Origin of the sequence: Streptomyces sp. NPDC048172 (assembly GCF_043202595.1) — a bacterium.
Lineage (GTDB): Bacteria > Actinomycetota > Actinomycetes > Streptomycetales > Streptomycetaceae > Streptomyces.
Window position 1 is genome coordinate 84,437 of the sequence record NZ_JBIDAT010000017.1, and the last position, 26,242, is coordinate 110,678.

27 protein-coding genes are annotated in these 26,242 nt (G+C 72.3%); 11 read left to right on the forward strand and 16 right to left on the reverse strand.

What is annotated here, in order from left to right; genetic code table 11:
* Positions 1 to 18 precede the first annotated feature (18 nt).
* The gene (locus ACGF3A_RS42860; RefSeq protein WP_393736590.1) at positions 19 to 831 is read right to left on the reverse strand and encodes a putative protein N(5)-glutamine methyltransferase; all 813 of its coding nucleotides are present in this window, start codon (positions 829 to 831) and stop codon (positions 19 to 21) included.
* A 213-nt stretch (positions 832 to 1,044) separates the two neighbouring features.
* Between ACGF3A_RS42860 and ACGF3A_RS42865 the strand changes: the two genes are divergently transcribed.
* Positions 1,045 to 1,956: a phytanoyl-CoA dioxygenase family protein gene (locus tag ACGF3A_RS42865; protein ID WP_393736592.1), complete on the forward strand. Its 912-nt coding sequence runs from the start codon at positions 1,045 to 1,047 to the stop codon at positions 1,954 to 1,956.
* A gap of 3 nt (positions 1,957 to 1,959) precedes the next feature.
* Positions 1,960 to 3,216, forward strand: a complete 1,257-nt coding sequence (locus ACGF3A_RS42870) for an ROK family protein (RefSeq protein WP_393736594.1) — start codon at positions 1,960 to 1,962, stop codon at positions 3,214 to 3,216.
* Between the two features lie 256 nt (positions 3,217 to 3,472).
* Here the strand turns inward: ACGF3A_RS42870 and ACGF3A_RS42875 are convergent, their stop codons facing one another.
* On the reverse strand, positions 3,473 to 3,943 hold the full coding sequence (locus ACGF3A_RS42875; protein ID WP_393736596.1) for a MarR family winged helix-turn-helix transcriptional regulator: 471 nt from the start codon (positions 3,941 to 3,943) through the stop codon (positions 3,473 to 3,475).
* Positions 3,944 to 4,060: 117 nt separating this feature from the next.
* Here ACGF3A_RS42875 and ACGF3A_RS42880 point away from each other — a divergent pair, with 117 nt between their 5' ends.
* The 3 genes from ACGF3A_RS42880 to ACGF3A_RS42890 all read left to right on the forward strand — a co-directional run bounded on the left by ACGF3A_RS42880 (position 4,061) and on the right by ACGF3A_RS42890 (position 6,355).
* The gene (locus ACGF3A_RS42880; RefSeq protein WP_393736598.1) at positions 4,061 to 4,618 is read left to right on the forward strand and encodes a DoxX family protein; all 558 of its coding nucleotides are present in this window, start codon (positions 4,061 to 4,063) and stop codon (positions 4,616 to 4,618) included.
* Positions 4,615 to 5,415 (forward strand): dioxygenase, encoded by an 801-nt coding sequence (locus ACGF3A_RS42885; RefSeq protein WP_393736600.1) that lies wholly within the window; start codon positions 4,615 to 4,617, stop codon positions 5,413 to 5,415. Before ACGF3A_RS42880 ends, ACGF3A_RS42885 begins: the two co-directional genes overlap by 4 nt.
* A gap of 127 nt (positions 5,416 to 5,542) precedes the next feature.
* The gene (locus ACGF3A_RS42890; RefSeq protein WP_393736603.1) at positions 5,543 to 6,355 is read left to right on the forward strand and encodes a Bax inhibitor-1/YccA family protein; all 813 of its coding nucleotides are present in this window, start codon (positions 5,543 to 5,545) and stop codon (positions 6,353 to 6,355) included.
* Positions 6,356 to 6,429: 74 nt separating this feature from the next.
* Here ACGF3A_RS42890 and ACGF3A_RS42895 read toward each other — a convergent pair whose 3' ends face one another.
* Positions 6,430 to 6,657, reverse strand: a complete 228-nt coding sequence (locus ACGF3A_RS42895) for a DUF4287 domain-containing protein (RefSeq protein WP_344522728.1) — start codon at positions 6,655 to 6,657, stop codon at positions 6,430 to 6,432.
* A gap of 98 nt (positions 6,658 to 6,755) precedes the next feature.
* Here ACGF3A_RS42895 and ACGF3A_RS42900 point away from each other — a divergent pair, with 98 nt between their 5' ends.
* Positions 6,756 to 7,082: a hypothetical protein gene (locus ACGF3A_RS42900; RefSeq protein ID WP_393736605.1), complete on the forward strand. Its 327-nt coding sequence runs from the start codon at positions 6,756 to 6,758 to the stop codon at positions 7,080 to 7,082.
* A gap of 61 nt (positions 7,083 to 7,143) precedes the next feature.
* Here ACGF3A_RS42900 and ACGF3A_RS42905 read toward each other — a convergent pair whose 3' ends face one another.
* The 3 genes from ACGF3A_RS42905 to ACGF3A_RS42915 all read right to left on the reverse strand — a co-directional run bounded on the left by ACGF3A_RS42905 (position 7,144) and on the right by ACGF3A_RS42915 (position 11,225).
* On the reverse strand, positions 7,144 to 8,121 hold the full coding sequence (locus ACGF3A_RS42905) for a hypothetical protein (RefSeq protein ID WP_393736607.1): 978 nt from the start codon (positions 8,119 to 8,121) through the stop codon (positions 7,144 to 7,146).
* A gap of 303 nt (positions 8,122 to 8,424) precedes the next feature.
* Complete coding sequence (locus ACGF3A_RS42910; protein WP_393736609.1) at positions 8,425 to 9,645, reverse strand: acetyl-CoA C-acetyltransferase; 1,221 nt, start codon at positions 9,643 to 9,645, stop codon at positions 8,425 to 8,427.
* Positions 9,646 to 10,178: 533 nt separating this feature from the next.
* Positions 10,179 to 11,225 carry an SGNH/GDSL hydrolase family protein gene (locus tag ACGF3A_RS42915; RefSeq protein ID WP_393736611.1) on the reverse strand — a complete coding sequence of 349 codons (1,047 nt, stop codon included), beginning with the start codon at positions 11,223 to 11,225 and terminating at the stop codon, positions 10,179 to 10,181.
* A 246-nt stretch (positions 11,226 to 11,471) separates the two neighbouring features.
* Here ACGF3A_RS42915 and ACGF3A_RS42920 point away from each other — a divergent pair, with 246 nt between their 5' ends.
* Entirely contained in the window at positions 11,472 to 12,860 is a 1,389-nt protein-coding gene (locus tag ACGF3A_RS42920) for a cystathionine beta-synthase (RefSeq protein ID WP_393736613.1), read from the forward strand.
* Between the two features lie 240 nt (positions 12,861 to 13,100).
* On the opposite strand, the gene ACGF3A_RS42925 is transcribed toward ACGF3A_RS42920, so the two are convergent.
* A complete protein-coding gene (locus ACGF3A_RS42925) occupies positions 13,101 to 13,547 on the reverse strand; it encodes a hypothetical protein (RefSeq protein WP_393736615.1) in 447 nt (148 codons plus the stop codon).
* A 135-nt stretch (positions 13,548 to 13,682) separates the two neighbouring features.
* Between ACGF3A_RS42925 and ACGF3A_RS42930 the strand changes: the two genes are divergently transcribed.
* Together ACGF3A_RS42930 and ACGF3A_RS42935 are read left to right on the forward strand one after the other, a co-directional pair.
* Positions 13,683 to 14,525: a MurR/RpiR family transcriptional regulator gene (locus ACGF3A_RS42930; RefSeq protein ID WP_393736618.1), complete on the forward strand. Its 843-nt coding sequence runs from the start codon at positions 13,683 to 13,685 to the stop codon at positions 14,523 to 14,525.
* Positions 14,526 to 14,689: 164 nt separating this feature from the next.
* Positions 14,690 to 15,058: an SH3 domain-containing protein gene (locus ACGF3A_RS42935; RefSeq protein WP_393736620.1), complete on the forward strand. Its 369-nt coding sequence runs from the start codon at positions 14,690 to 14,692 to the stop codon at positions 15,056 to 15,058.
* Between the two features lie 61 nt (positions 15,059 to 15,119).
* On the opposite strand, the gene ACGF3A_RS42940 is transcribed toward ACGF3A_RS42935, so the two are convergent.
* From ACGF3A_RS42940 to ACGF3A_RS42975, 8 genes are all read right to left on the reverse strand, one after another.
* Positions 15,120 to 15,770: a TIGR03086 family metal-binding protein gene (locus ACGF3A_RS42940; RefSeq protein ID WP_393736622.1), complete on the reverse strand. Its 651-nt coding sequence runs from the start codon at positions 15,768 to 15,770 to the stop codon at positions 15,120 to 15,122.
* 21 nt (positions 15,771 to 15,791) lie between these two features.
* Positions 15,792 to 16,205 carry a VOC family protein gene (locus ACGF3A_RS42945; RefSeq protein WP_393736624.1) on the reverse strand — a complete coding sequence of 138 codons (414 nt, stop codon included), beginning with the start codon at positions 16,203 to 16,205 and terminating at the stop codon, positions 15,792 to 15,794.
* A gap of 147 nt (positions 16,206 to 16,352) precedes the next feature.
* A complete protein-coding gene (locus ACGF3A_RS42950; protein WP_393736626.1) occupies positions 16,353 to 17,123 on the reverse strand; it encodes a glucosamine-6-phosphate deaminase in 771 nt (256 codons plus the stop codon).
* Positions 17,124 to 17,129: 6 nt separating this feature from the next.
* Complete coding sequence (locus tag ACGF3A_RS42955; protein ID WP_393736628.1) at positions 17,130 to 18,050, reverse strand: carbohydrate ABC transporter permease; 921 nt, start codon at positions 18,048 to 18,050, stop codon at positions 17,130 to 17,132.
* 5 nt (positions 18,051 to 18,055) lie between these two features.
* The gene (locus ACGF3A_RS42960; protein WP_393736630.1) at positions 18,056 to 18,955 is read right to left on the reverse strand and encodes a carbohydrate ABC transporter permease; all 900 of its coding nucleotides are present in this window, start codon (positions 18,953 to 18,955) and stop codon (positions 18,056 to 18,058) included.
* On the reverse strand, positions 18,952 to 20,277 hold the full coding sequence (locus ACGF3A_RS42965) for an ABC transporter substrate-binding protein (protein WP_393736632.1): 1,326 nt from the start codon (positions 20,275 to 20,277) through the stop codon (positions 18,952 to 18,954). Before ACGF3A_RS42965 ends, ACGF3A_RS42960 begins: the two co-directional genes overlap by 4 nt.
* Positions 20,278 to 20,441: 164 nt before the next feature.
* Entirely contained in the window at positions 20,442 to 21,365 is a 924-nt protein-coding gene (locus ACGF3A_RS42970; protein ID WP_393736634.1) for a sugar phosphate isomerase/epimerase family protein, read from the reverse strand.
* Positions 21,365 to 22,534: a Gfo/Idh/MocA family protein gene (locus tag ACGF3A_RS42975; RefSeq protein ID WP_393736636.1), complete on the reverse strand. Its 1,170-nt coding sequence runs from the start codon at positions 22,532 to 22,534 to the stop codon at positions 21,365 to 21,367. The genes ACGF3A_RS42970 and ACGF3A_RS42975 overlap by 1 nt, the downstream gene beginning before the upstream one ends.
* 142 nt (positions 22,535 to 22,676) lie before the next feature.
* On the opposite strand from ACGF3A_RS42975, the gene ACGF3A_RS42980 reads away from it, so the two are divergent.
* Entirely contained in the window at positions 22,677 to 23,444 is a 768-nt protein-coding gene (locus ACGF3A_RS42980; protein WP_393736638.1) for a GntR family transcriptional regulator, read from the forward strand.
* The gene (locus tag ACGF3A_RS42985; RefSeq protein ID WP_393736640.1) at positions 23,441 to 24,340 is read left to right on the forward strand and encodes an ROK family protein; all 900 of its coding nucleotides are present in this window, start codon (positions 23,441 to 23,443) and stop codon (positions 24,338 to 24,340) included. The genes ACGF3A_RS42980 and ACGF3A_RS42985 overlap by 4 nt, the downstream gene beginning before the upstream one ends.
* Before the next feature lie 119 nt (positions 24,341 to 24,459).
* Here ACGF3A_RS42985 and ACGF3A_RS42990 read toward each other — a convergent pair whose 3' ends face one another.
* Complete coding sequence (locus tag ACGF3A_RS42990) at positions 24,460 to 26,193, reverse strand: alpha-L-fucosidase (protein ID WP_393736642.1); 1,734 nt, start codon at positions 26,191 to 26,193, stop codon at positions 24,460 to 24,462.
* Positions 26,194 to 26,242 lie beyond the last annotated feature (49 nt).

Genomic DNA, 26,242 nt, shown 5'->3' on the forward strand with positions numbered 1-26,242 from the left:
GTGTGGGGCAAGGCAGGGTTACGGGCTGACGCCCGTGAGGATCGTGGCGCCGAGGGCGGCGTCGGTGGCGATCCGCGGGATCAGGCCCGCGGCCGACAGGACCGCCGCAGCCGTCTCCGCCTGGCGCTCGCTCGTCTCGACCAGCAGGCAGCCGCCCGACCGCAGCCAGCCGGCCGCCGGGGCGGCCACGCGGCGCAGCACGTCGAGGCCGTCGGCGCCGCCGTCGAGCGCCAGCAGCGCCTCGTGCTCCCGGGCCTCGGGCGGCAGCAGCGGGACCTCGCCGCTCGGCACGTACGGCACGTTGGCGGCGAGCACGCCCACCCGGCCGCGCAGCGCGCGGGGGAGCGGCGCGAACAGGTCGCCCTCGTACACCTGGCCGCCCGCCGCCGCGAGGTTGCGGCGGGCGCAGCGTACGGCCGCCGGGTCCACGTCCGAGGCGTGCAACTCGGCGCGGAGGCCGCGCCGGTCCAGCGCCGCGGCCAGCGCCGCGCCCACCGCGCCCGAGCCGCAGCACAGGTCGACGGCGACGAGCGGCGTCACGGGCGGCGCCAGCTCCAGGGCCCGCCGTACGAGGAACTCCGTGCGGCGGCGCGGCACGAAGACGCCCGGGTCCACGGCGATCCGCAGCCCGCAGAACTCGGCCCAGCCGACGACGTGTTCGAGGGGGAGCCCGGCCGCGCGGCGCGCGACCAGCGCGTCCAGCTCGGCGGACGTACGGGCGGCGTCGCACAGCAGCCGCGCCTCGTCCTCGGCGAAGACGCACCCGGCGGCGCGCAGTCGGCCGACGACGGCGGAGAAGGAAGAGGAAGGGGGAGAGGGAGGGACCGTCATGGGAGCCTTTCGGAGTGCCGTGGGGCGCTCCCTCCCCGGAGGTGCCGCTACGCGGCGGCGTCGTCCCCGGGGCCACGAGGCGAGAGCACCCTGCCTGACCTGGCGGTAATGGGTCTCACCTCCTTGGCGCGTGCACGATCGGCGTCGAAGACGGTCACACTACCCGAGGAGGCGCCGTTGACGGCCCTCCGGGCGTTTGCAACGGTTCCATACATGCCCAGGGACCCGATGTACGCGATGGAGAAGCAACTGCCCTTACGGGTGCTGTCGGCCGACGACTGGCGGCACTGGAAGACATGGGGGTACGTGCGCGTCCCGCACGCCGTGCCCCTCGACAAGGTCGAGCGCCTCAAGCGCACGCTGTGGGAGTTCACGGGGATGGACCCCGAGGACCGGGAGAGCTGGTACGAGCCGCGGCCCGACGTTCACCCCCTGCCGGAGATCAACGGCAGCGGCATGGTGGAGATCTACCAGCACCAGCACCTGTGGGACATCCGCGAGGAGCCCCGGATCTACGACACGTTCGTCGACATCTGGGACCGCGAGGACCTCTGGGTCGCGCTCGACCGGGCGAACGTGAACCCGCCCAACAGGCGCAGCCGCGCCTTCGAGGGCTTCGTCCACTGGGACATCGACACCTCGCTGGACCCGCTGCCGTTCGAGGTGCAGGGCGTCGTCTCGCTCGTCGACACGGGACCGGAGATCGGCGGCACCCACGCCTACCCGAAGCTGTACCGCGACTTCTCCGCGTGGGTCGAGCGCCAGCCCGACGGCCGCGACCCGTGGAAGCCGGACACCACGGGCCTGGGCGAGCCCGAACTGCTGCCCATGAACGCGGGCGACTTGCTGGTCTTCAACAGCCTGCTGCCGCACGGCGTCCGCCCCAACACCACGGAGGACCGGGTGCGGATGGCGCAGTACGTCACCATGTTCCCGGCCGAGGAGAAGGACCCGGAGCAGGTGCGGCACCGGCTCACCGCCTGGCGCGAGCGCACCCCGCCCAAGCCGGTCTTCCCCGGCGACCCGCGCGGCAGGGAGCGGGAGTATCCGCTGCCGGAGCTCAGCGAGTTCGGCGAGAAGCTCCTCGGGGCGCGCTCCTGGATCACGGGGGAGCGGGTCGGGTAGCCCATGGGGCCCGAAGCCATGGGGCCCGAGGCGTCCTCCCGCCCCTTCCGTCCCTCCCGCCCCTCGCTCGCGTTCGTCTCGCCCGCCGAGACCGGCCGGATGAACCGCGCGCGTCTGCTGCGCCTGCTCTACGCGCACGGGCCGCTCTCCCGTTCGGAGCTGGCCCGGCTGCTGGGCGCGCAGCGCGCGGTCGTCGGCGCGGTCGCGCAGCCGCTGATCGAGGAAGGGCTGCTGGCGGAGGGCGCCCCGCGCCCCAGCGGGCCGGGCGGCGGCCGGGGCGGGCGCCCCCTCTGGTTCGCGGAGGACAGCGCGCCGATAGGGGCCGTGCACCTGATGCCGGGCTCGGTACGCGCGGCGGTCATCGGCGCCGGAGGCACCGTACGGGCCTCCGCTTCGCGGACCCTGGCGCCGGGCACCGGGCCCGGCGCCGTGCTGGAGGAGATCGAGGGCGCGCTGCGGGACGCGCGGGCGCGGGTGCCCGTGCCCGGCGGGCGCGGGCGCGCGGTCCCGCCGCGCGGGGTGGGCGTGGCCGTCGGGGGGATGGTCGACACGACGATGGGCTGCGTCGTGCACGTCGAACTCGCCCCGCAGTGGGACGGACTGCCGCTCGGCCCCCTCCTCCAGGAGCGGCTGGGCCTGCCCGTCCTCGTCGACCTCCACCCGCGCGCGCAGGCGTTGGGCGACCTGTGGTTCGGGGAGGGGCGCGGGCTCTCCTCGTTCGCCTCGGTCTACGTGCGCGAGGCGATCGGCGTCGGCTTCGTCACCCACGGCACGCTGCACCGGGGCTCGCGGGGCGCCGGGGGCGAGATCGGGCACACGGTCGTCGACGTCGGCGGCGCGCTCTGCCGCTGCGGCAGACGCGGCTGCTGGGACACGCTGGCGACGGTGCGCTGGCTGCGCGCCCGCGCCGAGCGGCTCGGCCTGCCGGACGCCGCGACGCTCACGAGCGCGGCCCTGGCGGGGCGCGCGGACGCGGGGGACCGGCGCGCGGCGGGGCTCCTGCGCGAGTACGCGGAGAATCTCGCCGTCGGGCTCGCCGTCGTCTGGCAGCTCCTCGCGCCCGAGGCGGTGCTGCTGCACGGTGACCCCGTGGGGGCCGGCCGGCCCCTCCGCGAGGCGGTCGAGGAGGCCCTGACCCCTCTCGTCCTCCCCCACCCGGGCATCCGCCCCTCGGTCGTCCTGGCCCCGTGGGACGAGTCCGACACCTTGCGCGGCGCGGCCTGCCTGATCCTCGCGGACATGCTCCGCTTCACGGTGTGAAAGAGCCGTACCCAACGGGGCGCGGGCCTGTGCGGCTCCAAGACTTCGGGGCTTGCCCCTTCAGGGGCGCGGGGAACTGCGCGACAAGCCACGACGCGGCCGCAGTCCGCGAAGCACAGCCCGGGGCACCCCGAACCCGGCCCCGTTGCGCGGGGCACCCGGCGAAGGGGGCTGCGCTTGCCAACCCTGCGCCTTGCGCAGACTTCCCAAGCTTCGCAGGGGCGGAGGGAGAAGCAGGCAGGCCCCCAAGGATTGGTCAGTCTGAGGGGCGGAGGCGGGCCCCTACTCGGGCCAAGCCCCGTGCCAGGACGGCCAGCTCTTCCTCATCCAAGACGTCGATCAGCGCTTCCCGTACGGCCACGACATGCCCCGGCGCCGCGTCGCGGAGGGCGGCTCGGCCCTCGGCGGTGAGGACGGCCAGGACGCCGCGGACGTCCGTCGGGCAGGAGCGGCGGGCGACCAGGCCCCGCTTCTCCAACTGGCCGACCTGGTACGTGAGTCCGCTCTTCGTCGTGAAGAGGCCCTCCGCCAGCTCCGTCATCCGGATCTCGCCGTCCGGCGCCCCGGAGAGCCTGACCAGGATCTCGTACTGGGCGTGGGAGAGCCCGGCCTCGTCCTTGAGCTGCTGCTCCACATGCCGGGCGACGCGGCTGGTGGCCTCCAGGAAGCCGTGCCAGGCCGCCATCTCCCGCTCGTCGAGCCATCTGGGGCCCGTGCTCTGCGCCATGGATCCATCCTACGAAGTTGTTCAAATTCAAACCTGCGGGTACGGTCCACTGTAGTTCGAATTTGAACTATGTGTCCCATGCAACAGTCCCACACCTCGACGTAGGAGGCTCCGCTCATGTCGTCCCCCCACGCCACCGTCACGTCCGACCCCGAGGCGGCACCCACGACCACCACCACCGGCACCGCCGACCCCCGGCTCCCGTACGACGCGGGGCTGCTGGTGCTTCGGGTCGTCCTCGGGCTCACGCTCGCCGCGCACGGCTCGCAGAAGCTCTTCGGCTGGTTCGACGGGGGAGGGCTGGACGGGACCGCGCAGTTCTTCGAGTCCGTGGGCTACCCCTCCGGCAAGCTCATGGCCGTCGTCGCCGGGCTCTCCGAGACCCTCGGCGGCCTCGGGCTGGCGCTCGGGCTGCTGACGCCGCTCGCCGGTGCCGCCGTCGTCGGCACCATGCTCAACGTGGTCGCCGTGGACTGGGAGAAGGGCTTCCTCGGCGGCATCGAGTACCCGTTGGTCCTCGCCGCCGGTGCCGCCGCGCTCGCCCTCGCCGGGCCGGGCCGCTTCGCCGCCGACCGCGCGCTCCCCGTCCTGCGCGACCACAAGGTCACCTACGGCGCCGCCGCCGTCGTGTTCGGCGCGGTCGTCGCGGGCGTCGTCCTGCTCGTCCGCTCATGACGGCCGGCCAGGGCGGGGCCCCGGCGCGGATGCCCGTGCTCTACCTCAGCCACGGGGCGCCGCCGCTGGCCGACGACGCGCTGTGGACGCGGCAGCTCGCGGAGTGGTCCGCGGGCCTGCCGCGCCCCCGCGCGGTCCTCATGGTCTCCGCGCACTGGGAGTCGGCGCCCGTGACCCTCGCGGCGACGCGCACGGTGCCGCTGGTGTACGACTTCGGCGGCTTCCCGGAGCACTACTACCGCGTGACGTACGCCGCGCCGGGCGCCCCCGCGCTCGCCGCGCGCGTGCGGGGGCTGCTCGGCGGCGCCGGGCTCCCCGTCCACGACGCGCCGGAGCGCGGGCTCGACCACGGCGCGTATGTCCCGCTCGTCGAGATGTACCCGGAGGCCGACGTCCCCGTCCTCCAGCTCTCGATGCCCACGCTCGACCCCGAGCGGCTGCTCGCGCTCGGCCGCGCGCTGGCGCCGCTGCGCGACGAGGGCTGCCTGATCGTCGGCAGCGGCTTCTTCACCCACAACCTCAGGGGCCTCTCCTGGGGCGCCGGGGCCGACGAGGCGCCCGCCTGGTCGCGGGAGTTCGACGCGTGGGGGCGGGAGGCGCTGGACGGGCAGGACCTGGACGCGCTGCTCGACTTCACCCGCAAGGCGCCCGCGGGGCGGATCGCCCACCCCCGTACGGAGCACTTCGCGCCGCTCTTCGTCACGCTCGGCGCGGGCGAGACGGACCTCTCGACGCAGCGCACGGTGATCGACGGCTTCTGGCACGGCCTCGCCAAGCGCTCTGTGCAGCTGGGCTAGCCCTCCCAGTGGCCCCTGGGGAACAAAAACATCACTTTCGCTCGTTGTGGGTCTGCACTAGCGTGCTGTTTTTACTTACGCATTACGCTGGACGCAAGGCCGCGCAGTGTGGCCATGGAGGAGTGAGATGAGGAGCAGTAACCCGGTCTTCTCGCGTCGGGGGCTCAGCCGAGACGGTGGCTATGCCGGTTTTCAGACCCAGCAGCAGCCGCCGCAGGCCGGGAACCCGTACGCGACGAACCCGTATGCCCAGCAGACCCAGCCCGTAGCCCCGCCGCAGTCCGGCCGGATGACGATGGACGATGTCGTCTCCCGCACCGGGATGACCGTCGGCCTCGTCGTCGTCGCCGCGGCCGCCGCCTGGATCACGGACCTGTCGCTCGGGCCCGCCATCGGCGCCGCGCTCATCGCGATGGTGCTGTCGCTCGTGCAGGCGTTCAAGCGCAAGCCGGTGCCCGCGCTGATCCTGGCGTACGCCGCCTTCGAGGGCATCTTCCTCGGCGCGATCAGCAACTACGTCAACGGGTATGTGAACGGCGCCGCGATGCAGGCGGTGCTCGGCACCATGGCCGTCTTCGCCGCGGTCCTCGTGATGTACAAGACGCGGATCATCCGCGTCAACCAGCGGTTCTACCGCTTCGTGATGGCCGCCGCGATCGGCTTCGTCCTGCTGATGGGCGTCAACCTGCTGTTCGCGGTCTTCGGCGGCGGTGACGGCCTCGGCTTCCGCAGCGGTGGCCTGGGCATCCTGTTCGGCGTCATCGGCATCGTGCTCGGCGCGCTGTTCCTGGCGCTCGACTTCAAGCAGGTCGAGGACGGCATCGCGTACGGCGCTCCGCGCGAGGAGGCGTGGATGGCCGCCTTCGGCCTGACGCTGACGCTCGTGTGGATCTACCTGGAGTTCCTGCGGCTGATCGCCATCCTCCAGGGCGACAACTAGCGGTCGTAGCGCACGGAAGAGGGCCCGGAGGCGATGCCTCCGGGCCCTCTCGCGTGTCCTCCCGGGGGTGCGGCTCAAAGATTGCGCGCGGCGCGCCTGAGGTCGTGCTCGTGAATGATCGCTTTGGCGTGGCCGTAGGCGAGATTGTGCTCGCCCCGCAGCCAGCTCACCTTCTCCTCGAAGCGGAAGAGAGCGGGGCCTTCATCGACTGTGCGGAGCCAGTCGGAGACTTCACGACCGGTGCAGTGGGGGATCCGCGAGAGCAGGTTCCGGTGGGTCTCTTCGGAGAAGATCTGGGACATCGGCGCCTCCGGACGCTTTCTTAGTGAGTCCTTGACGCCACGTTGCCTGAGCGTTGGGGCGTTGGCAACAGTCGGAGAGCGGCGCATAGGCTGGCATCGTGTCCGACACCGCTCCGCTGATCACCGCCGCCGACCGGCTCGCCGACCGTCTGCGCGCGCTCCCGCAGAGCGCCCTGCGGCGGGGCGCGGCGGCCGAGGGACTCGCTCTGGCCAGGGAGTTGGCCCTGCGTGCCCAGCGTCTGGAGGCACCCGGTGAGACCCCGTTGGTGCTGCCGGACGCGGGCCTCTTCGCGACCGGTGACCAACTGGCGGTCGCCGCGAACGATTTCGTGGAGGCGCTCGCCCTGGCCCCGTCCGCGGAGCGCGAGGATCACCTGAAAGAGGCCCTCGCTCTGGTGAAGGCCGCGTCCCAGCGCATCGGCTGACGCCGTCCCCTCCGGCGGCGCCCTGCCGTACGCGCCGGACGCGGCAGGTCTGTCAGAGCGGTCAGAGCGAGGCGATCACGCGGTCGGCCAGCAGATAGGCCGTCTCGCCGTTCGGGAGGCCGAAGGTGAGCGCGTACGAGCCCGCGATGCCCGAGCCGCCCATGAGGACCGGCGGTTCACCGAGCCGCAGCGCGTCGGAGAGCGCCTCGCTGGTGGCGCGGTGGCCGGGCGAGAGGCAGACGGTCGTGCCGTCCTCGAAGACGTAGACGTCCAGCGTGCCCAGCGGGCCCGGGCGGACGTCCGTCAGCGGCGTGCGCGCGCCCGCGAGCTCCGCGAGGCGCTCCACCGTCCGCTCGTGGTCGGCCACGGTCGGTGCCGAGGACGGCGCGGGGGCGGGGACGACGGGCTCGCCGTTGAGGTTGAAGTCGGGGTGCGAGGGGTGGCGGCGGCGCGCGGCGGCCAGCCCGGGGGACTCGGCCGTCCCGGCGTCCGGGGTCTCCGCCTCGGGGGCGGTCCCGGCCGTGCCGGACGTCCCGGCGGTCCCGGCGGTCCCGGTCTCCGGTGCGGCGCCGAGCGTCTCCCAGGCGTCCTCCCACAGCTCGGTGGCGTCCGCGTCGTCCGGACCCTCCTGGGGCTGGCGGGGGATGAACAGCTCGCCCTCGTACGCGTCGAGCAGCTCGTCGAGCTGGTCCGCGAGGTCGCCGTGCACGATCTCGTACTCGGTGCCGTGGCCCGCCAGCAGCGTGCCGCTGTCGGGGGTCGCGTCGCGCGCCTCCTGCGCGGCCCAGAAGGCCCGCGCCTCGGCGAGTTCGCGCTCGCGCTCGTCGGCGAGCGCGTCCGCGACGGCGGAACGGATCTCGTCGGCGGAGGCGCCGTGGCGCGCGTGCGGCACGGCACCGGCGGCCCGCGCGGCCTCCGTGGCCTCGGCACGCAGCTCGGTCAACTGGCGGCGCAGACCGAGGGCGGTGCACAGTGCCGCGGCCCCGAGGGCCGTGGCCAGGGCCGCGGCGCACAGCAGGATGAGGGATATGGCGCTCACTGACGTACTCCCGATTCCGGTTCGATCCCCCTGAATTCCTACAACAGCGTTACGTCGAACGCCTCTCGACCGTAGTGCAAAACGTCCCCAATGGGGCGGTCGAGAAGCGTGGGCCGATTGGTATAAACCTCTCTGACCTGCGAGAACGTCACGCCCCCAGGGCGTATATCACATCCTGGGGGCGCTTTTGTCTCGCTGACATATCGCCGTCGCCGGAACTCCGGGACGTGACCCACACCACAAATCCGGGGCGGCGCGGGCCTGTCCGGATCACCTCCGGATCAGTTGGGGATCACTCCCGGATCAGCTCAGCCGCTCCAGCACCATGGCCATGCCCTGGCCGCCGCCCACGCACATCGTCTCCAGCGCGAACTGCTTGTCGTGCCACTGGAGGGAGTTGAGCAGCGTGGTGGTGATGCGGGCGCCGGTCATGCCGAAGGGGTGGCCGACGGCGATGGCGCCGCCGTTGACGTTCAGCTTGTCCAGGTCGACGCCCAGGTCCCGGTAGGAGGGGATGACCTGCGCGGCGAACGCCTCGTTGATCTCCACCAGGTCGATGTCGCCGATCGTCATCCCCGCGCGGGCCAGCGCCTGCTTGCTCGCCTCGACCGGGCCGAGGCCCATGATCTCGGGCGAGAGCGCGGAGACGCCGGTGGAGACGATGCGGGCCAGCGGGGTCAGGCCCAGCTCGCGCGCCTTGGTGTCGGACATGATCACGAGCGCCGCCGCGCCGTCGTTCAGCGGGCAGCAGTTGCCCGCCGTCACCATGCCGTCGGGGCGGAAGACGGGCTTCAGCCCCTCGACGCCCTCCAGGGAGACGCCCGCGCGCGGCCCGTCGTCCTTGGCGACGACCGTCCCGTCGGGGGTCGTGACCGGCGTGATCTCCCGCTCCCAGAAGCCGTCCGCGATGGCCTTCTCCGCGAGATTCTGCGAACGGACGCCGAACTCGTCCATGTCGCGGCGCGTGACGCCCTTGTCGCGGGCGAGGTTCTCGGCGGTCTGCCCCATCGCGATGTAGACGTCGGGCACCTTGCCCTCGCCCCGCGGGTCGGTCCACCCCTCGCCGCCGTGCTCCGCGCGGTGCGCCGTACGGGCCTCGGCGTCGGCGAAGAGCGGGTTGTGGGTCTCGGGCATGCCGTCCGAGGAACCCTTCACGGAACGGGAGACCGCCTCGACACCCGCCGAGATGAAGACGTCGCCCTCGCCCGCCTTGATCGCGTGCATCGCCATGCGGGTCGTCTGGAGGGACGACGAGCAGTAACGGGTGATGGTGCAGCCCGGCAGATGGTCCATGCCCATCTGCACGGCGACGACGCGGCCCAGGTTGTGCCCCTGCTCGCCGCCGGGGAGGCCGCAGCCGAGCATCAGGTCGTCGATGTCGGTGGGGTCCAGCGCGGGGACCTGGTCCAGTGCGGCCTGGATGATGCCGGCGGTCAGGTCGTCAGGGCGCACGTCCTTGAGGGAGCCCTTGAAGGCCCGGCCGATGGGGGATCGGGCGGCGGACACGATCACTGCTTCGGGCATCACGGCTCCTCGTGGGTTGCGGTTCCTCTGCGCGAAGCTACCCGTACGTAGCGCGGAGGTCACTGTTCCGCCCATGTGACGCGGACCTCTTTCTAAGCGCCCGCTTGCCCACCCCCTACGAGGGGCCGCCCCCGGAGAGCCCCGGGCTGTGCTTCGCCCTCCGCCTGCTGTGCTTGGCAGGCCTGCGCTTCTCCCTGCGCGAAGCTTGGGAAGTCTGCGCAAGGCGCAGGGTTGGCAAGCGCAGCCCACTTCGCCGGGTGCCCCGTGTACAGGGCCGGGTTCGGGGTGCCCCGGGCTGTGCTTCGCGGGCCGCGCCCGCGTCGTGGCTTGGCGCGCAGTTCCCCGCGCCCCTTAACGGGCAAGCCCAGAAGTCTTGGACCGGTCGCGCCCACGCGGCGGAGCCGCAAAACAAACACAGGCCCGCGCCCCTGAGGGAACAGGGGCAAGCCCCGATGCGTCGTGACCCCCGCGCCCCTGAGGGAGAAAGGGGGCAAGCCCCGAGGTGGGGGCTCGGGGGCCTGGAGGGGGCCCTCTTATGTGTGGTGGGGGCCCTGGAGGGAGTCGGCGTCGGCTCTTTCGGAGGGGGTGGCTTCTTCCGCCGGAGGCAGCCTGCGGCGGCGCCGGTGCTTGAGGAGGGCCCAGGGACCACGGATCGCCGCGACCTCCGTGCCGCCCTCGGCCGCCGCCTCCGCCGCCGCGCGGGCGACCGGGAGGATGCCCTCGCGGCGTGCCGTGTCGGGGCGCTCGTCCTCCGTCGGCCACATGCCGAGCGCCGCGCAGAGGGAGGGGAGGACGGCCATGGCCGCCGTCGCGTACCCCTCCGCCGAGGGGTGATAGTTGTCGGGGCCGAACATCTCGCGCGGGTGCGCGGTGAACTCGGGGCCGAGCAGGTCGCTCAGCGAGACCGTACGGCCGCCCTCCTCGACGACCGCGATCGTCTGCGCGGCGGCGAGCTGGCGGCTCAGCCGCCGCGCGACCCAGCGCAACGGCTGCCCCACGGGCTCGATCGTGCCGAGGTCCGGGCAGGTGCAGACCACCACCTCGCAGCCCGCCGTGCGCAGCCGGGCCACCGCGTCGGAGAGGTGGCGGACGGAGCGCGCGGGCGGCATCCGGTGGGTGACGTCGTTCGCGCCGATCATGACGGTGCACACGTCCGGCGCGGGGCCCTCGCTCAGCAGCACCGTCACCTGGCGTTCCAGGTCGTCGGACTGGGCGCCCGGCACGGCGACGTTCCGCAGCGCGACGGGACGCTCGGCGACGGCGGCCAGCGCGGAGGCCAGCAGTGCGCCGGGCGTCTGGCGGGGGCGGTGTACGCCCTGGCCCGCTGCTGTCGAGTCGCCCAGCAGCGCGAGCCGGAGCGGGCGTCCCGAGTACAGCCGGGCGAAGGCGGAGCCGTAGAGACCGTCGGCCAGGGGTGGCTGGTCCGCCGAGCCGCCGACCTTACGCTTCGCGAGCTGGACCTCGGCGAAGAGCAGGCCGACCGTCGCCCCGCCGAGCAGCCCGATTCCGCCGCCCCCGTAGGCAGCGGCTGTCGCGATACGCCGCGCGACCCGCGCGGTCGACGCCTTCGACATCGGCATTGTGGTGTTTCCGCCTCCTGTGAGTACCGGTGGGGCCCTGTGCGTCCCTGTGTGGCGCGATGATGTTCCTGGGGGGTGCGCCGGACTTGCTCCCTTAAGACTGTGTTGCCCCGCGCGGCCCGGCGCGCAACGCGCCCCCGGTGTGCGCGTGTTGCCCAATATGGTGGGGGTCCCCTCAGCTCGTATGAGCCAGGGGGCCCACGGGTGCGCAACAGCGCAGCCCTCTCACGACGCGCGGAGACCACGGTGCAGTATCACGAGTCGATGATCGAGCTTGTCGGCAACACCCCGCTGCTCAAGCTGAACAGTGTGACGGCCGGAATCCAGGCCACCGTTCTGGCGAAGGTCGAGTACTTCAATCCCGGCGGTTCGGTGAAGGACCGGATCGCGCTGCGGATGATCGAGGCGGCGGAGGAGTCCGGCGAGCTGCGCCCGGGCGGCGTCATCGTGGAGCCGACCTCCGGCAACACGGGCGTGGGCCTCGCCATCGTGGCGCAGCAGAAGGGCTACCGCTGCATCTTCGTCTGCCCGGACAAGGTCTCCATGGACAAGATCAACGTCCTGCGCGCGTACGGCGCCGAGGTCGTGGTCTGCCCGACCGCCGTCGACCCGGAGCACCCGGACTCCTACTACAACGTCTCCGACCGCCTCGTGCGCGAGACCCCGGACGCCTGGAAGCCCGACCAGTACAGCAACACGAACAACCCCCGTTCGCACTACGAGACGACCGGTCCCGAGCTGTGGGAGCAGACGGAGGGCCGTATCACCCACTTCGTGGCGGGCATCGGCACGGGCGGCACGATCAGCGGCACCGGGCGCTATCTGAAGGAGGTCAGCGACGGCCGCGTGAAGATCGTCGGCGCCGACCCCGAGGGCTCGGTCTACTCGGGCGGCTCGGGGCGCCCGTACCTCGTGGAGGGCGTCGGCGAGGACTTCTGGCCCGACGCGTACGACCGCGGGGTCACGGACGAGATCGTCGCGGTCTCCGACAAGGACTCGTTCCAGATGACGCGGCGGCTCGCCAAGGAGGAGGGGCTGCTGGTCGGCGGCTCCTGCGGGATGGCGGTCGTCGGCGCGCTGGAGGTCGCCAAGCGGCTGGGCCCGGACGACGTGGTCGTCGTCCTGCTCCCGGACAGCGGGCGCGGCTACCTCAGCAAGATCTTCAACGACGAGTGGATGAACGACTACGGCTTCCTGGAGGAGGGCGGCCCCGCCGTGGCCCGCGTCGGCGACGTGCTGCGGCACAAGGACGGCCCGATCCCGAGCCTCGTCCACATGCACCCGGAGGAGACGGTCGGCGAGGCCATCGAGGTGCTGCGCGAGTACGGCGTCTCGCAGATGCCGGTGGTCAAGCGGGGCGCGGGGCACCCGGACGTGATGGCGGCCGAGGTCATCGGCTCGGTGGTGGAGCGCGAGCTGCTGGACGCGCTGTTCGCGCAGCGGGCCTCGCTCGGCGACCAGCTGGAGAAGCACATGAGCGAGCCCCTGCCGCACGTGGGCTCGGGCGAGACGGTCGCCGACCTGATGGCCGTGCTGGAGGGCGCCCCCGCGGTGATCGTCCTCGCGGAGGGCAAGCCCGCCGGGGTGCTGAGCAGGCAGGACCTGCTGGCGTTCCTCGCGAGCGAGGTGAAGTAGGGGCCCGACGTACGGCCCCGCGGGCACGCCTCCGCGTCAGGGGTGCGTCAAGTGTCACCCGGCCGAAAAGCGGGGTTAACACCTGTCGCGCAGAGTGGAGGTTGTCGGCGTCACGGATTCCCGGAGCGGCTCCCGGACCGGTGATGACGCCCGCGGGGACCGCCGTCGTCCCGCCCCTGAGCGCTCGCGCGCCGGGGTGCGGCGGTCCCCGCCTCTTCAGTCCTTCAGCCCTTCAGGGGCCTACTCCCACTCGCTCGTCTGCGAGGAGCGCCGCTCCGAGCGGCGGCCCCAGGTGAACCAGGAGCGGCTGGCCTGGAGCGCGTTGACCGCGACGATGCCGACCCAGCAGGAGATCAGGCCGGACAGCCCCGCGTTCACGGCGGCGATGGCGGAGAGCGGGATCGCCAGCACCAGGGAGGCCACCGCGAGCCCCAGCCGGGCGCCGAGCCCGTCCGGGTACGACTGCGGGGAGCCGCCTTGCTGGGGGCGGGCACTGCCGCGCGCCACCACCATCTGCTGCTCGGCGAGCTGACGGCGGACCCGCTTGTCGACCACGCCGTCGAGACGCTGCTCGACCTTCTCCAGGAAGGAGTCGATCAGCTCGTCCTCGTACTCGGGACCCAGCTCCCTGCGCGTGGCCAGGGTCGCGTCGAGTTCCTTCTTCAGCTCAGGGTCGGAGGCGCTCATAGCGGCCAGATTACGACGGGTCCCGGAGCGGGACAGTGGGGCTAGCCCCCGCATTCCCCGGGGCTCATCCCTAGGGGATCCGGGTACTGTATGGGGCCATGCAGACCTAGCGGCGAGTGAATAGGGGAGGGCTCCGTGGGAAGTGCCAGCGCCCGGTTGCTGAAGCTGTTCGAGGGGCACCGGCTGACGCCCACCCAGCGGCGCATCGCGCACTGCATGGTGCGGCGGGCCGAGGACGCGCCCTTCCTGTCGAGCGTGGAGCTGGCGGAGCTGGCGGGCGTCAGCCAGCCGTCCGTCACGCGCTTCGCGGTCGCGCTCGGCTTCGACGGGTACCCGGCGCTGCGGCGCCAGCTGCGCGAGGGCGAGCAGGGCGCGCAGAGCGCCGAGGGGGCGGACGGCGAGACGTACAACGAGTACCAGCAGGCCGTGCACGCCGAGATCGACAACCTGCGCCACCTCGCCGCGCTGCTCGCCGACCCCACGCCCGTCGAGCGCGCCGGGGCGCTGCTCGCGGCCTCCCGCCCGCTGCCCGTGCTGGGGCTGCGCGCGGCGGCGGCCCAGGCGGGCGGGTTCGCGTACTTCGCCGCCAAGGTCCACCCCGACGTGCGGCTGCTGGACGAGGGCGGCTCGATGCTCGTCGACCGGATCGACGCGGCCGTGCGCGCGGGCGCGAGCGCCCTGCTCTGCTTCGCGCTGCCCCGGCACCCCCGCGAGACGCTGGAGGGGCTGGAGTACGCGCGGGGGGCAGGGCTGCGGATCGTGACCGTCGCCGACAGCGCCTTCGCGCCCGTCGCGCACCCGGAGGACCTGCTGCTGCCCGCCGCCGTCGGCACGGGGCTCGCCTTCGACACGGCCTGCGCGCCGATGCTGCTGGGCCGGGTGCTGCTGGAGGCGATGTGCGACGGACTGCCGGACGCGCAGGCCCGGCTGGAGGACTTCGACGTACGGGCGGGGGAGCGCGGCCTCTTCGCCGAATAGTTGACCGCGGGCCCCTTCCGGTTCATGCAGTGCAGGAACACGAAGCACGGACGGACACGGAAGTCAGGGGCGAGTGCCCCGAATTCGGGACAGAATCCCGGCTTCCGGCGCTGTAGCGTCCACGACCGTTGGAGATCAACCAAGGTCAACCGGAACGGGGACGCATGAAGAAGCCAAAGTTCTTCGGCAGGGTCGTGGGCACGCTCGCGGTCGGTGCCATGGTGGGGACGGGGCTGGTCCTGACGACGGGCGCACCGAGCGCCTCCGCCGTCGGCTCCTCGGCCTGCACCAAGAACGTGAAGAACGTGAAGGTCTCGGTCAGCGAGACGGTGCACCTCCGCACCGGCCCCGGCAAGAGCTACACGTCCAAGGGCCTGGTGGGCAAGGGGACCAACAACTATTACGAGACCTGCCAGCGCGGCAAGTGGTCGTACGGGAAGGTCCTCAAGGGAGCCAACAAGGGCAAGAAGGGCTGGGTCCGCACCTGGTACCTCGGCTACCCGATGAACCCTCCGGGTGAGATCCCCGGCTGAGGGCCGAAGGACATCTCGCATCTCAGGGGCCGCGTCGCGGGGGCGCGGCCCCTGTCGTGCGCTACCAGTCCGGGGCGCGCCCCAGGAAGGCGACCAGGCGGTCGCCCGGCGGGGACTCCGGGCCCACCGGGACCTCGGGCGCGAAGAGGGGCGGGCGTGCCTCGGGGTAGGGGACCAGGTGCCGGGAAACGGGGAGCAGCGCCTCGGCCAGGCCGGTAGGGACGGGGCGGTCGGTCTGCCGTACCGCCCGTGCGATGTCCCAGCCGTGCACGGCGAGGTCGAGCGCCCCGGTGAGGGCCACCGCCTCGGCGGTGAGCGGCGAGTCCGCGACGGCGATCAGCCGGTGCGGGGGTCCCGCCGCCGTCCAGGCGCCCAGCAGCCGTGCGGCGCGGGAACGGAAGGCGGCGGCGGGGTCGTCGGGAAGGGGCCGGGGGCCGGGCAGCACGGCGATCGAGCCGCCGTCGAACCCCTCGTGCAGCGCCGCCAGCGAGTCGTCGGCGTGTGCCAGCAGCGCCTCCAGGTCCCATTTCGCACAGGGCGTGGGGCGGTGCAGCAGGGCCGGGGTCACGAACTGGGCGCAGCCCAGCGCGTATCCGACGGCCCGCCGCAGCAGCTCTCCGGCTGCCGTCCCCGTCCCCGTGTCCGTCCCGTCCGTCGCTCCTCTTTCGCGGCGTGAACCGGTCTGCCGCATGGATCCGTCACCGCGGTACATGGAGCGTCCTCCCCGTTGGGTCTACATGCCGGGCGTGCCGCCGGTCAGCTCGAAGATCTGTACGTAGTTCCCGTCCGGGTCCTCCAGCGTGCCGAGGAGCACCTCGCCCTCGGCGCCGTCCGGCTCCTCGACCTCGCGCACCCAGCGGGCGTTGAGCGCGGACGTCAGGTGCTTCTCCAGGTCGCGGATGCCGTCCACCTCGAAGTTGACGAGGATCCGGCCGGGCTCGACCGACTTGCGGCCGACGTCGTTCCTGCTCTCGAAGATCAGGGTCGTGCTGCCCAGGGAGAGGCTGAGCATCGGCCCCTCCTTCTCGGCCTCCGGCGCGAAAGCCGTCCGGTACCACTCCCACAGCCGTGCCGGGTCCGTGCTGCCCAGCACGATCCCGCCGACGTGCGGATTCTTCTTCCCCGACTGCTCTGACTGCTCTGCCATGGCTGTCTGCTCCTTCAGTGCTTCGGCGCGGCCGCTGCCGACATGGATGTGGACCGGGCGTCCCGCGGAAAGTCATCGCTCGGCGGCGAGAGATTTCGCGGGATGCCCGGTCCACGGAGGTCCACGGAGGTCCAGGGAGGAGCGTGGCTACTTCCCGGCGGCCGCCTCGTCCGCGTAGATACGGGCGTCCGCGCAGGCGGCGACGACGCTCGCGGGCCACTCCGGGTCGTAGGCGTCGACGAGGAGACGGCGTACGGCGGCGCGCTTGTGGGCGCCGCCGACCACCATCCGCACGCGGTGCGAGACCTGGCGGATGGTGCCGACGCCGACGGTGACGCCGTGCGCCGGGACCTCGTCCAGGGAGGCGAAGTCCGGGAAGGTGCCCATGTTGTCGCGGCGCGTGGTGTCGGGGAGCGCGACGATCCGGGTGCCGCTGTCGAGGGGCGAGCCGGGCGGGTTGAAGGCGATGTGGCCGTCCGAGGCGCCGGTGGCGAGGATGAACAGGTCCACGCCCCCGGCCTCCGCCAGCTTCTTGTCATAGAGGTGCGGGGCCGCCGGGTCCGGGAACCAGACGCGGTCGGCCGGGATGCCGAGCGGGCCCGCGATCTCCTCGCGCGCGAAGCGGTGGCAGGAGTTGTGCGCCTCGTGGTCGACGTCCGCGTAACCGCCGGAGCCGTCGCCGTTGGGCACCACGTACTCGTCCATCATCGCGATCACGACATGGGACAGGTCCAGGTCCCGTTCCCGTACGAGCGCGGCGAGCGCCTGGTACGTCGTACGGGGGCTGCGCCCGCCCGGGCAGCCCAGGACGTAGCGGCGGTTCTCGCGGGCCGCGGTCTCGATGCCGTCGGCGATCTCGGCGGCGAGGCGGTCGCCGAGTTCGGCGTCCGTGGGGAAGGTGGTGAGCGGTGCGGTCACGCGTTCTTACTCCTTGACGGCACCGGCCAGCATCCCGCTGATGAACTTCCGCTGGAGCAGGACGTAGCCGATGAGGACGGGCAGGGCGACGAGCACGGCGGCGGCGGAGGTCACTCCGGGGTCGCTGTTGCGCCGGTCGCTGGTGAAGAAGGAGAGCGCCAGGGGCGCGGTCTGGGCATCGGGGTTGTTGGGGACGAGCACCAGGGCGAGCAGGAACTCGTTCCAGGCGTAGAGGAAGAGCAGGGTCGCCAGCGTGGTGATGGCGGGGACCGCGAGCGGGAGCATGATCTTGCGGAGCGTCTGGAAGCGGGTGGCCCCGTCGATCTCCGCGGCCTCGCGCAGCGAGGTGGGCACCCCGGTGAAGAAGTTCCGCATCCAGAAGGTGCCGAGGGCGAGCGAGAGCCCGACCTGGGGGAGGATCAGGGCCCAGTACGTGTTGAGCAGGCCCCACTCCTTCATCTGGTAGTAGAGCGGGATCACGGTCGCCTCGTACGGCAGCACGAGCCCGATCATCAGGATGCCCATCAGGGGGCCCTTGAGCGGGAACGTGAAGAACGCGAAGGCGTACCCCGCCAGCACCGAGACGAGGATCGTCAGCACCACCACGGCGACCGCGACCAGCAGGCTGGAGACCAGCGCGCTGGAGAAGAGGCCCTTGTTCCAGGCGGTCACGAAGTTGTCGAAGTGGAGCGAGGAGGGGACCGAGAAGCCGCTCACCCGCGCGCCGGGCTCGTGCAGCGCGACGAGCAGGATCTGCACGAACGGGTAGAGCGCGACCAGCGAGGCGAAGATCAGCAGCGCGTGGCTGACGACCGACTCCTTGCGGCTCCCGTCCATCGTGGAGCGGCGCGGCGGGGGCGACTTCCTGGGCCGTACGGGCGCGGACGCTGCCGGGCGTACCCGTGCCGGTGACTGTGTCTGGGCCATCTCTCTCAGCCCTTCCTCTCGCGCAGCACGCGCATGATCACGGCGCAGACCACCAGCGTCAGCACGGTCAGCGCGATGCCCACGGCCGCCGCGCTGCCGACCTGACGGGTGACGAAGGCGCCCTGGTAGATGAAGACACTGGGCACGGTGGTGCTGTTGCCCGGGCCGCCCGTCGTGGTGTTCCAGACGATGTCGAAGTTGCGCAGCGCCTGGGTGACGGTGAGGACCAGCGCGATGCTGATCTCGCCGCGCAGGGCCGGGAGGATCACCGTGAAGAACTCCCGCACGGGGCCCGCGCCGTCGAGCCGCGCGGCCTCGAACAGCTCGCGGGGTATGCGCATCGCGCCCGTCAGGAAGAGCACCATGCACAGGCCGTACATGATCCAGGAGCCGATGAGCCCGACCGAGGGCAGCGCGGTGCCGTAGTCACCGAGCCAGGAGCGGGCGAGGCCGTCCAGGCCGACGGCGCGCAGCAGCCCGTTGACCGGCCCGTCGGTGTCGTAGATCCACCGCCAGGAGACGGCGATGACGACGGTCGACAGCACCTGCGGGATGAAGAGCAGCGAGCGGAAGACCGCGAGGCCGCGGATGCGGATGCGCACCATCAGCCCCGTCAGGATCAGTCCGACGGCGACCGGGACCAGCGCGTAGAAGACGATGAAGACGAGCGAGTGGAGCAGCGAGGACCGCAGCACCGGATCGCTCAGCAGCGCCGTGTAGTTGTCCAGCCCCGCCCACGAGCCGAGCGTGAGCCCGTCCCAGTCGAAGAGCGAGATCCACGCGGTGGTGAAGAGCGGGCGCAGCACGAAGAGGATGTAGAAGGCCGCGCCCGGCAGCAGGTAGAGATACGCGGGCCAGTACTGACGGCGGGCCCACGCCTTGACCGCGGGACTCACGGACGTCACTTGTCTGCCCCGCTCTTCTTCGCGGCCTTCTTCTCCTGGTCGGCGCGGAAGCCCTTCCAGTCCTTCTGCACCTTGCCGAGGTAGGCGTCGGTGCCGAGACGGCCGGTCAGCAGGTCCTGGGTGGCCGAACCGATGGTCGTCATCATCGAGTTGCTGGCCCAGTCGAAGTAGTACGTCTGCCCGTCGTCGTCGAGCAGCCGCTTGCCGGCGGCGGCCTGCCGCTCGGCGAGCTTGTCGGGCATCGTGACGCCCTTGGTGCGCACCGGGAGGCGGCCCGCGTCGGCCATGGCCTGCGCGCCCTCCTCGCCCTGCATCATGCCGAGCCAGGCGATGGCCGCTTCGGTCTTCTCCGTCTTCGCGGAGATGTGCCAGGGCAGGCCGAACGAACCGGCGGCGGCGACCGTGCCGTCGGACTTCTCCGGGATGGTGAAGAGCGCGTCGTCCTTCAACTGCTTGCCGATGGCCGGTGCGTTCCAGGCGCCCGCGACGAGGAAGACGCCCTTGCCGCCGGTGAACTTGGTGACCGCGTCGTCGGAGCTGACGCCGTTGTAGCCGGAGCCGAGGTAGCCCTTCTTCGCCCAGTCGCGCAGCGTCTCGGCCGACTCGCGGTTGGCCTTGGTGCCGAACGTGGTGCCGGGCACGCCGTTGACCCAGGCGCGGCTGGCGGCGACGGACTGCTTCTGGGCCTGGATGGTGCCCAGCAGCTGCTCCGCCGGGTACTGGTCGGAGTTGCCGAGCATGATCGGCTGCTCGCCCTTCGCCTTGGCCTCCTTCAGGGCCTCGGTGAAGTCCTCCCAGGTCTTCGGCTCCTCGATGCCGAGTTCCTTGAGCTTCTTCTTGTTGGAGAAGACGCCCACGTACTCGTTGCTCTGGCTGATCCCGTAGAGGTTCCCCGAGCCGAAGATCCGGCCGTCGCTGCTCCAGCGGAGCTGGCTGGTGGCGCCCGAGGGGAGGTCCAGGTCCCAGCCGTACGCGTGGGCCACGTCGTCTATCGGGCGCAGCAGGCCGCTCTGGACGAGGAGGCCGTCCACGCCGTAGCCCTGGTTGCCCTGCACGAGGTCGGGCGGGTTGTCGCCGGACATCGTGTTGACGATCGTCTTGGAGAAGTCCGCGAACGCCTTGGTCTCGACCTTGACGTTCACGTTCGGGTACTTCTTCTCGTACAGCGGCACGAACTTCTTCAGGAAGCCTTGTTCGCCGCTGTCGGCGATGATGCGCAGGTCTGTCTTGCCGAGCTCTTTGACCTTGTCGGGGCTGACCGGCTTGGTGACCCGGCCCCCTGCGAGCTGCTCGTCGGCTGTGCCGCCGCCTGCGCCGGGCACGCTGCATGCGCTCAGCGCCAGGGCCAGACCGAATCCGAGTGCCGCGATTCCTGCCCGTGCCCTCTTTCCGGGGGCTGGGAAGGGGCTGCCCGTTCGCGTTTCGCCGCAGGCTGCGGGTGTTTCGTGGCTGGTCGCGCAGTTCCCCGCGCCCCTGAAGGGGCCCTTCACGCCTGGCTCCTGGTGCGGACGGCCTTCGACAGCCAGGCGTAGTTGTGGGCCTGTTCCTGTGCCACCTGGGGGTAGAGGTCCGCGGGGGTGGGCTCGCGGTCCTGTTCTACGACGAGCCACTGGTCGTAGCCGTCGGCGACGACCGCGTCGAGGAACGCGTCGATGTCGACGTCGCCCTTGCCGAACGGCACGCAGACGTGTGCCCACCACTCGTCGAAGTCGGTGCGCCGCTGGTCCTTGGCGTCCTGGAGGACGGCCATGGAGGCGTCCTTGATGTGCAGGTGGTTGATCCGCTCGCGCCAGGCCCGCCAGCAGTCCACCGGGTCGGAGCCCGCGAGCTGGAGGTGCGCGATGTCGAGGGTGAGGCCCACGTCGGTGGAGTCCAGCAGCCGTTCGACCTCCCACGCCGACTCGACGTACGTCGAGATGTGCGGGTGCCAGGAGGTGCGCAGCCCGTGGTCCTCGGCCATCCTGAGCGCCGTCTGCGCGTAGTGCGCGAGGCGGGCCCAGCCCGCGTCGTCCAGCGCGAGCGTACGGTCGTCGTGGGCGCGCGCCGGGTTGTGCAGCAGGGTCTCGCTGCCCTCGTCGGCGAGGATCACCAGGCCCGGCGTGCCCGTCCGTTCGGCGACGGCGGCCAGCTCGCGGCAGGTGATCGCGATACGGGACAGGTCGTGCTCGATCGTCGCGTCGTCCAGCGCGAAGTGCACGGGCGCGTAGGCGCCGATCGCGGAGAGGCCGTGCCGCGCGAAGGCGTCGGCGGTCTCCTCCGGGGAGCCGAAGAACCCGGGCGGGCCCAGCTCGCTGCCCTCGTACCCGGCCTCGGCCATGGTGGCGAGCAGCTGCGCGGGCGAGGTGCCCTCGCCGCCAGCGGCCTCCCCGTACACGCCGTAACTGACGGGTGCGTTGCCGATACGGATCATCAGTTCCCCTCCTTGGCGTGCCGGGCGGCCTCGCCGCCGACCTCGATGCCCTGCGCGCGGGCCACGGCGGTGAGCAGGGCCTGCAGCGCCCGTACGTCGTCGGCGGCACCGGCGGCGTCCGACAGCACCGGAGCGCCGTCGGCGACGGAGGCGGCGAAGGCTTCGAGCTGGAGCACGAACCCGGTGTCGTACCCGGGCCGGACCACGGAGTCGGAGCGCAGGCCGCTGCCGTCCTTCGCGGCCTTCTCGACGCGCAGCGTGGAGCGCACGTCGACCAGGTACGGCGCGGCCATGTCCAGGTGGAGGCGGCCGTCGCGGGCGAGGACGGTGATCTCCTCGCCGTACTCGGGGTGGTCGGGCAGCCAGTTCCAGTTGAGGACGAGCCGCGCGCCGCCCGGGAGTTCGCCGTCGGCCAGCAGGCACGGCGGCTCGCCGGAGACGGGCCAGGGCCACAGGGCCGCGGCGTCGAACGTACGCGGCAGGCCGAGGCCCAGGCCGCGCAGGACGGACAGCTCGTGGATCACGGAACCGTTGAGCACGTTGCGGTAGTACGCGCCCAGCTCCTCGGGGACGTCGCCGAGGGCCTCGGCGGTACGGGCCGCCTCGTACGCGTTCGCCTCCGCGATCACGGAGGTGTCCACGTCGGTGTCGGGCGGGCCCATCCGCAGGTGCTCGACCTGCGGCTCGTCGGCCGGGTGCAGGACCGTGACGCGCACGGTGCGCGGGGTGTCCAGCTCCGCCAGCTCGCGCGCGGCGGCGGGGAGCACCGGGTCGTACAGCTTCATGTAGCCGACCTGGAGGACGAGGCCGCGCTCCGCGGCGAGCGCGGACAGCTCCTCGGCCTCGGCGACGGTCAGGCAGAGCGGCTTCTCCGCCAGGACGTGCTTGCCCGCCTCCAGCGCGGCGCGCGCGGCGGTGGCGTGGGTGCCCGGGGTGGCGAGCAGGACGGCGTCGACGTCTCCGTCGGCCAGCAGCGCGTCCAGCTCGTGGAAGGCCCGGACGCCCTCGCCCGCCTCGGCGGCGACACGGGCCGCGCGGGTCGGGGAGAGGTCGCAGACGGCCGTCAGACGCAGGCTGCGGCCGAGCCGCTTCAGCGCCGGGAGGTGGACGGACTGCGTGATGGTGCCCGCGCCGACGACGGCGATCCGGACGGGGGAGGTTTCCGGCATGGTGCCTCACTCAGGACTCAGCGAGCGCCCGCGGCTCTGCGGGCGGACTCGTTGACGATTGCACAGAGACGAGGGTTAGTCCATATGTATTTACATGGTTTTTCTGGTCTGACTCTGGTCCGTCACTGGTACAGTCCCGTCCGTGACGACAGAAGACCCCCTCGCGGGCCCTGAGGGACCGGCGGGACCCGCCGTGGCCCTGGCCCGCGCGCGTCTGCTGGACCGCCTCGACCAGGGCGAGTTCCCGCCCGGCGCGCAGCTCCCCGGCGAGCGGCAGCTCGCCAGGGAGACCGGCGTGAGCCGCAGCTCGCTCCGGAACGCGCTCGCGCTGCTCAAGAACGAGGGCAGGCTGGACTCCTCCGCACAGCGCGGCTGGTTCGTCCGCCAGACCAGCGGTTCGGGCGTCGTCAGCGAACCGGCCGGGGTGCTGCGGAGCTTCACCGACATCGCGCGCGCCCGCGGGCTGCGGGCCACCGGCGCCGTCCTCGACCAGCGCGTGCGCCGCGCCGGGTTCGACGAGGCGGCCAAGCTGCGGATCGCGCCCGCGGCCGAGGTGGTCCAACTGGTCCGGGTGCGCGCCCTCGACGGCCTCCCCGTCTGCGTGGAGACGTCGATACTGCCGCGGGCCCGCGTGCCCGGACTGGCCGAGACCGACATGGCCGACCGCTCGCTCTTCGCCGTGCTGGAGGAGCTGAGCGGCACGCGCGTCGTCCGCAGCCACTACGCCGCGCAGGCCTGCCCGGCCAGCGAGCGGCAGGCCGAACTGCTGGAGATCGGACCGGGCGAACCCGTCCTGGTCTGTGAGGAGATCACCGTGGATCAGAACAACGCCCCCGTGCTGCTGGGGCAGTCCGTCTACCGGGGCGACGCCTACCGCTTCGAGAGCGTCCTGTACCGGGGCCGTCGATGACCCGGGTGGCGCTCGCCCTGGACGTGGGCGGCACGAAGATCGCCGGGGCGCTGGTCGCGGAGGACGGCACGCTGCTGTACCGCACACAGCGGCCGAGCCCGCGCGCCCCGATGGCGGACACGGCGGAGGTGGCCCGGGAGCTCTCGGAGGTCGCGCGCGAGAAGGGGTACGAGGTGGCGGGCCTGGGCGCGGGCTTCCCCGAGTACGTGGACCCCGCGGGCGCGCTGACCGCGCGCGAGGTCATCGACTGGGACGAGCAGCCGAGCGCCCTCCTCGCCCGTACGCTGCCCGGCGTCCCCGTCGTGGTCGACTCCGACGCACGGTGCGGGGCACGCGGCGAGGCCCGCTGGGGCGGGGGCGCCGAGGAGGGCTTCCTCTACGTCTCCCTGGGCACGGGCCTCTCCTCGACCCTGATCCTCCCCGGCGGCGAGCCCCTGACCGGGGCCCGCGGCGAGGCCATAGCCCTCGGCGAGCTCGGCGTCCCCTCCGCGGTGGACGCCGAGTGGCCCGGCAACCTGGAGCGGTACGCCTCCGGGCGCGGCATCGGCGAACGCTGCGCGGCGCTCACGGGCGCGGCCACCCCCGGCGCCCGCGAGGTGACGGAGCTGGCCCTCTCGGGCGACGAGCAGGCCGCCTGGGTCCTCGACAGCGCGGGCCGCGCGCTGGGCACGGCCCTGGTCTGGACGGTCCGCCTCCTCGACCCCGCCGCGATCGTCCTCGGCGGCGGCCTTGGCGCTCACGCGGCGGGCCGTGTCCGTGCCGCCCTCGACGCCACGTACGCCAAGGGCCTCGCGGCCACGGACCGCCCGTCCCCACCGCCGCTCCGCACGGCTGTGACGGGTGCGGCCGCGGGCCTGCTGGGGGCAGCGGCCCTGATCCTCCGGGGCCGCGACTAAGAGGCTGCCCCTACCGGCGCGACGCCGGGCGCGGAACGTGCCCCGTCAGGGGCGCGGGGAACTGCGCGCTCGGCCACGGCGTGCCCGCGTTCCGCCGCGAGGCGGCAGGGGCACTCACCTCATCGGTGATCCGGGGAGACCTCGATCTTCTTCACCTTCAACCCGAGGTCCTCGCCCTCATGAGACGGCTCGGCGAGGGTGACGGTCAGCGGCGTCACCGTACGGGGCGGTACGCGGAACGGGCCGACAGCGCCGGACGTCAGGGCCTTGCCGGAGACGACGTACGAGCGGGAGCCGAGCCGGACGCGGTAGAGCGTGTCCGGCTCGGCTGTACCGTTCAGGCGTACGCGGACCTCGTGGGCGCGCGGAGAAGCCACGTACGCGGTCTCTCGTACGCGCGTCCGCTTCTGCGAGTAGTAGCTGCCCTTGTCCGCGTAGCCGTAGCCGGTGTGCAGGTCCTTCGGGGTGAGGGACCAGCGCGCGTCGTCGGAAGTGACCGTACGGTCCGGGACCACCCGCAGCGGCCCCTTCAACTCGGCACGCAGCACGGGCAGCACGGCGTCGGTCGGCTTCTCGGGGAGCCGGACGACCAGGTCGTTCCCGTCCCGCCGCCAGTCGAGCGCGCGGCCCTTCTCCGCCGTCACGCGGCGTACGTCCGTGGCCAGGCCCGGGAGTCGCACCTCCCCGGCCTTCGGCCACTTGGTGACGTGCAGGAAGAGGTCCCGTCCGGCGACCGTGACCTCGCCCCACGGCTGGCCGCCGAAGCGGGTCGCCGAGGCGCCGAGGACCGCGCGCGGGTGGCGGTCGAGCCAGGAGCCGACGCCGCGCAGCACGTCGGCCTCGAAGCCGACGACCGAACCGTCGCCGCGCGGGCCGATGTTGAGCAGGTAGTTGCCGCCCCGGGCCCGTACGCTCATCAGGCCCGTCACCAGGTCGCGGATCTTGCCGGGCTTGTCCTCGCGCTTCTGCCAGCTGCGGTAGCCCCAGGTCTCGTGGTAGACGGAGGCGGGGGTCTGCCAGGGGCCGTCGAGGGGGACCTCGGGGACCTCGTTGTCGCCCATGACGCGGAAGTCGCCCGCGTTGTTCCACACGCGGCTGCTGACGGTCGCGCCGGGCTGCTTGTCACGCACGATCCCGGCGAACGCGCGGCTCTGCGCGGCCGTCGGCGACGACATGTCGAACCAGACCTCGGAGATGGGCCCGTAGTTGCTCATCAGCTCCGAGAGCTGCCGCTTGATGAGCGGTTCCATCGACTTGGGGATCGGATTGTTGTTGTCCGGGTCGAACTTGTGGCCCTGGTGCCAGTCGACGAGCGAGAAGTAGACCCCGAACTTGAGCCCCTGCGAACGGCACTCCTGCGACAGGGCCTTGAGCGGGTCCTTGCCGTAGGGCGTGCGGTCCACGACGTCGTAGTCCGTGGTCTTCGTGTCGAACATCGAGAAGCCGTCGTGGTGCTTGCTGGTGATCACGACGTACTTCATTCCGGCGTCCTTGGCGAGCGAACAGATCGCGGCGGGATCGAACTTGTCCGCCGAGAAGCGCTTCGCGACCTCCGCGTACTCGCTGTGCGTGATGTCCGCCCACATCTGGATCTGCTCGCTGTACCCCTTGGTGACGGGCTTGCCCTTCCAGACCCCGCCCAGCTCGGAGTAGAGGCCCCAGTGGATGAACATCCCGTACTGGAGCCGCTGCCATGCCGCGAGCCGGGGGTCGGAGGACCCCGCGATCTCCCCGGGGACGCCGCGCAGCCGCGGCTCCCGGGGCTTCTCCGGCGCGTCGACCGCCGTCGCGGTCGTGCTCAGGGCGAGCGTCATCGCCGCGCCCAGGCCCACGAGTCCGTGCAGTCGCTTCATGTGACCCACTCCGACCCACTCCCTCCCAGACATCGGATGAAAGCTTCGA

Excerpts from the sequence above, each read along its gene's own strand:
- ACGF3A_RS42860 (WP_393736590.1), bottom strand. The coding sequence starts at position 831 with ATGACGGTCCCTCCCTCTCCCCCTTCCTCTTCCTTCTCCGCCGTCGTC.
- ACGF3A_RS42865 (WP_393736592.1), top strand. The coding sequence starts at position 1,045 with ATGCCCAGGGACCCGATGTACGCGATGGAGAAGCAACTGCCCTTACGG.
- ACGF3A_RS42870 (WP_393736594.1), top strand. The coding sequence starts at position 1,960 with ATGGGGCCCGAAGCCATGGGGCCCGAGGCGTCCTCCCGCCCCTTCCGT.
- ACGF3A_RS42875 (WP_393736596.1), bottom strand. The coding sequence starts at position 3,943 with ATGGCGCAGAGCACGGGCCCCAGATGGCTCGACGAGCGGGAGATGGCG.
- ACGF3A_RS42880 (WP_393736598.1), top strand. The coding sequence starts at position 4,061 with ATGTCGTCCCCCCACGCCACCGTCACGTCCGACCCCGAGGCGGCACCC.
- ACGF3A_RS42885 (WP_393736600.1), top strand. The coding sequence starts at position 4,615 with ATGACGGCCGGCCAGGGCGGGGCCCCGGCGCGGATGCCCGTGCTCTAC.
- ACGF3A_RS42890 (WP_393736603.1), top strand. The coding sequence starts at position 5,543 with ATGAGGAGCAGTAACCCGGTCTTCTCGCGTCGGGGGCTCAGCCGAGAC.
- ACGF3A_RS42895 (WP_344522728.1), bottom strand. The coding sequence starts at position 6,657 with ATGTCCCAGATCTTCTCCGAAGAGACCCACCGGAACCTGCTCTCGCGG.
- ACGF3A_RS42910 (WP_393736609.1), bottom strand. The coding sequence starts at position 9,645 with ATGCCCGAAGCAGTGATCGTGTCCGCCGCCCGATCCCCCATCGGCCGG.
- ACGF3A_RS42915 (WP_393736611.1), bottom strand. The coding sequence starts at position 11,225 with ATGCCGATGTCGAAGGCGTCGACCGCGCGGGTCGCGCGGCGTATCGCG.
- ACGF3A_RS42925 (WP_393736615.1), bottom strand. The coding sequence starts at position 13,547 with ATGAGCGCCTCCGACCCTGAGCTGAAGAAGGAACTCGACGCGACCCTG.
- ACGF3A_RS42935 (WP_393736620.1), top strand. The coding sequence starts at position 14,690 with ATGAAGAAGCCAAAGTTCTTCGGCAGGGTCGTGGGCACGCTCGCGGTC.
- ACGF3A_RS42940 (WP_393736622.1), bottom strand. The coding sequence starts at position 15,770 with ATGTACCGCGGTGACGGATCCATGCGGCAGACCGGTTCACGCCGCGAA.
- ACGF3A_RS42945 (WP_393736624.1), bottom strand. The coding sequence starts at position 16,205 with ATGGCAGAGCAGTCAGAGCAGTCGGGGAAGAAGAATCCGCACGTCGGC.
- ACGF3A_RS42955 (WP_393736628.1), bottom strand. The coding sequence starts at position 18,050 with ATGGCCCAGACACAGTCACCGGCACGGGTACGCCCGGCAGCGTCCGCG.
- ACGF3A_RS42970 (WP_393736634.1), bottom strand. The coding sequence starts at position 21,365 with ATGATCCGTATCGGCAACGCACCCGTCAGTTACGGCGTGTACGGGGAG.
- ACGF3A_RS42975 (WP_393736636.1), bottom strand. The coding sequence starts at position 22,534 with ATGCCGGAAACCTCCCCCGTCCGGATCGCCGTCGTCGGCGCGGGCACC.
- ACGF3A_RS42985 (WP_393736640.1), top strand. The coding sequence starts at position 23,441 with ATGACCCGGGTGGCGCTCGCCCTGGACGTGGGCGGCACGAAGATCGCC.
- ACGF3A_RS42990 (WP_393736642.1), bottom strand. The coding sequence starts at position 26,193 with ATGAAGCGACTGCACGGACTCGTGGGCCTGGGCGCGGCGATGACGCTC.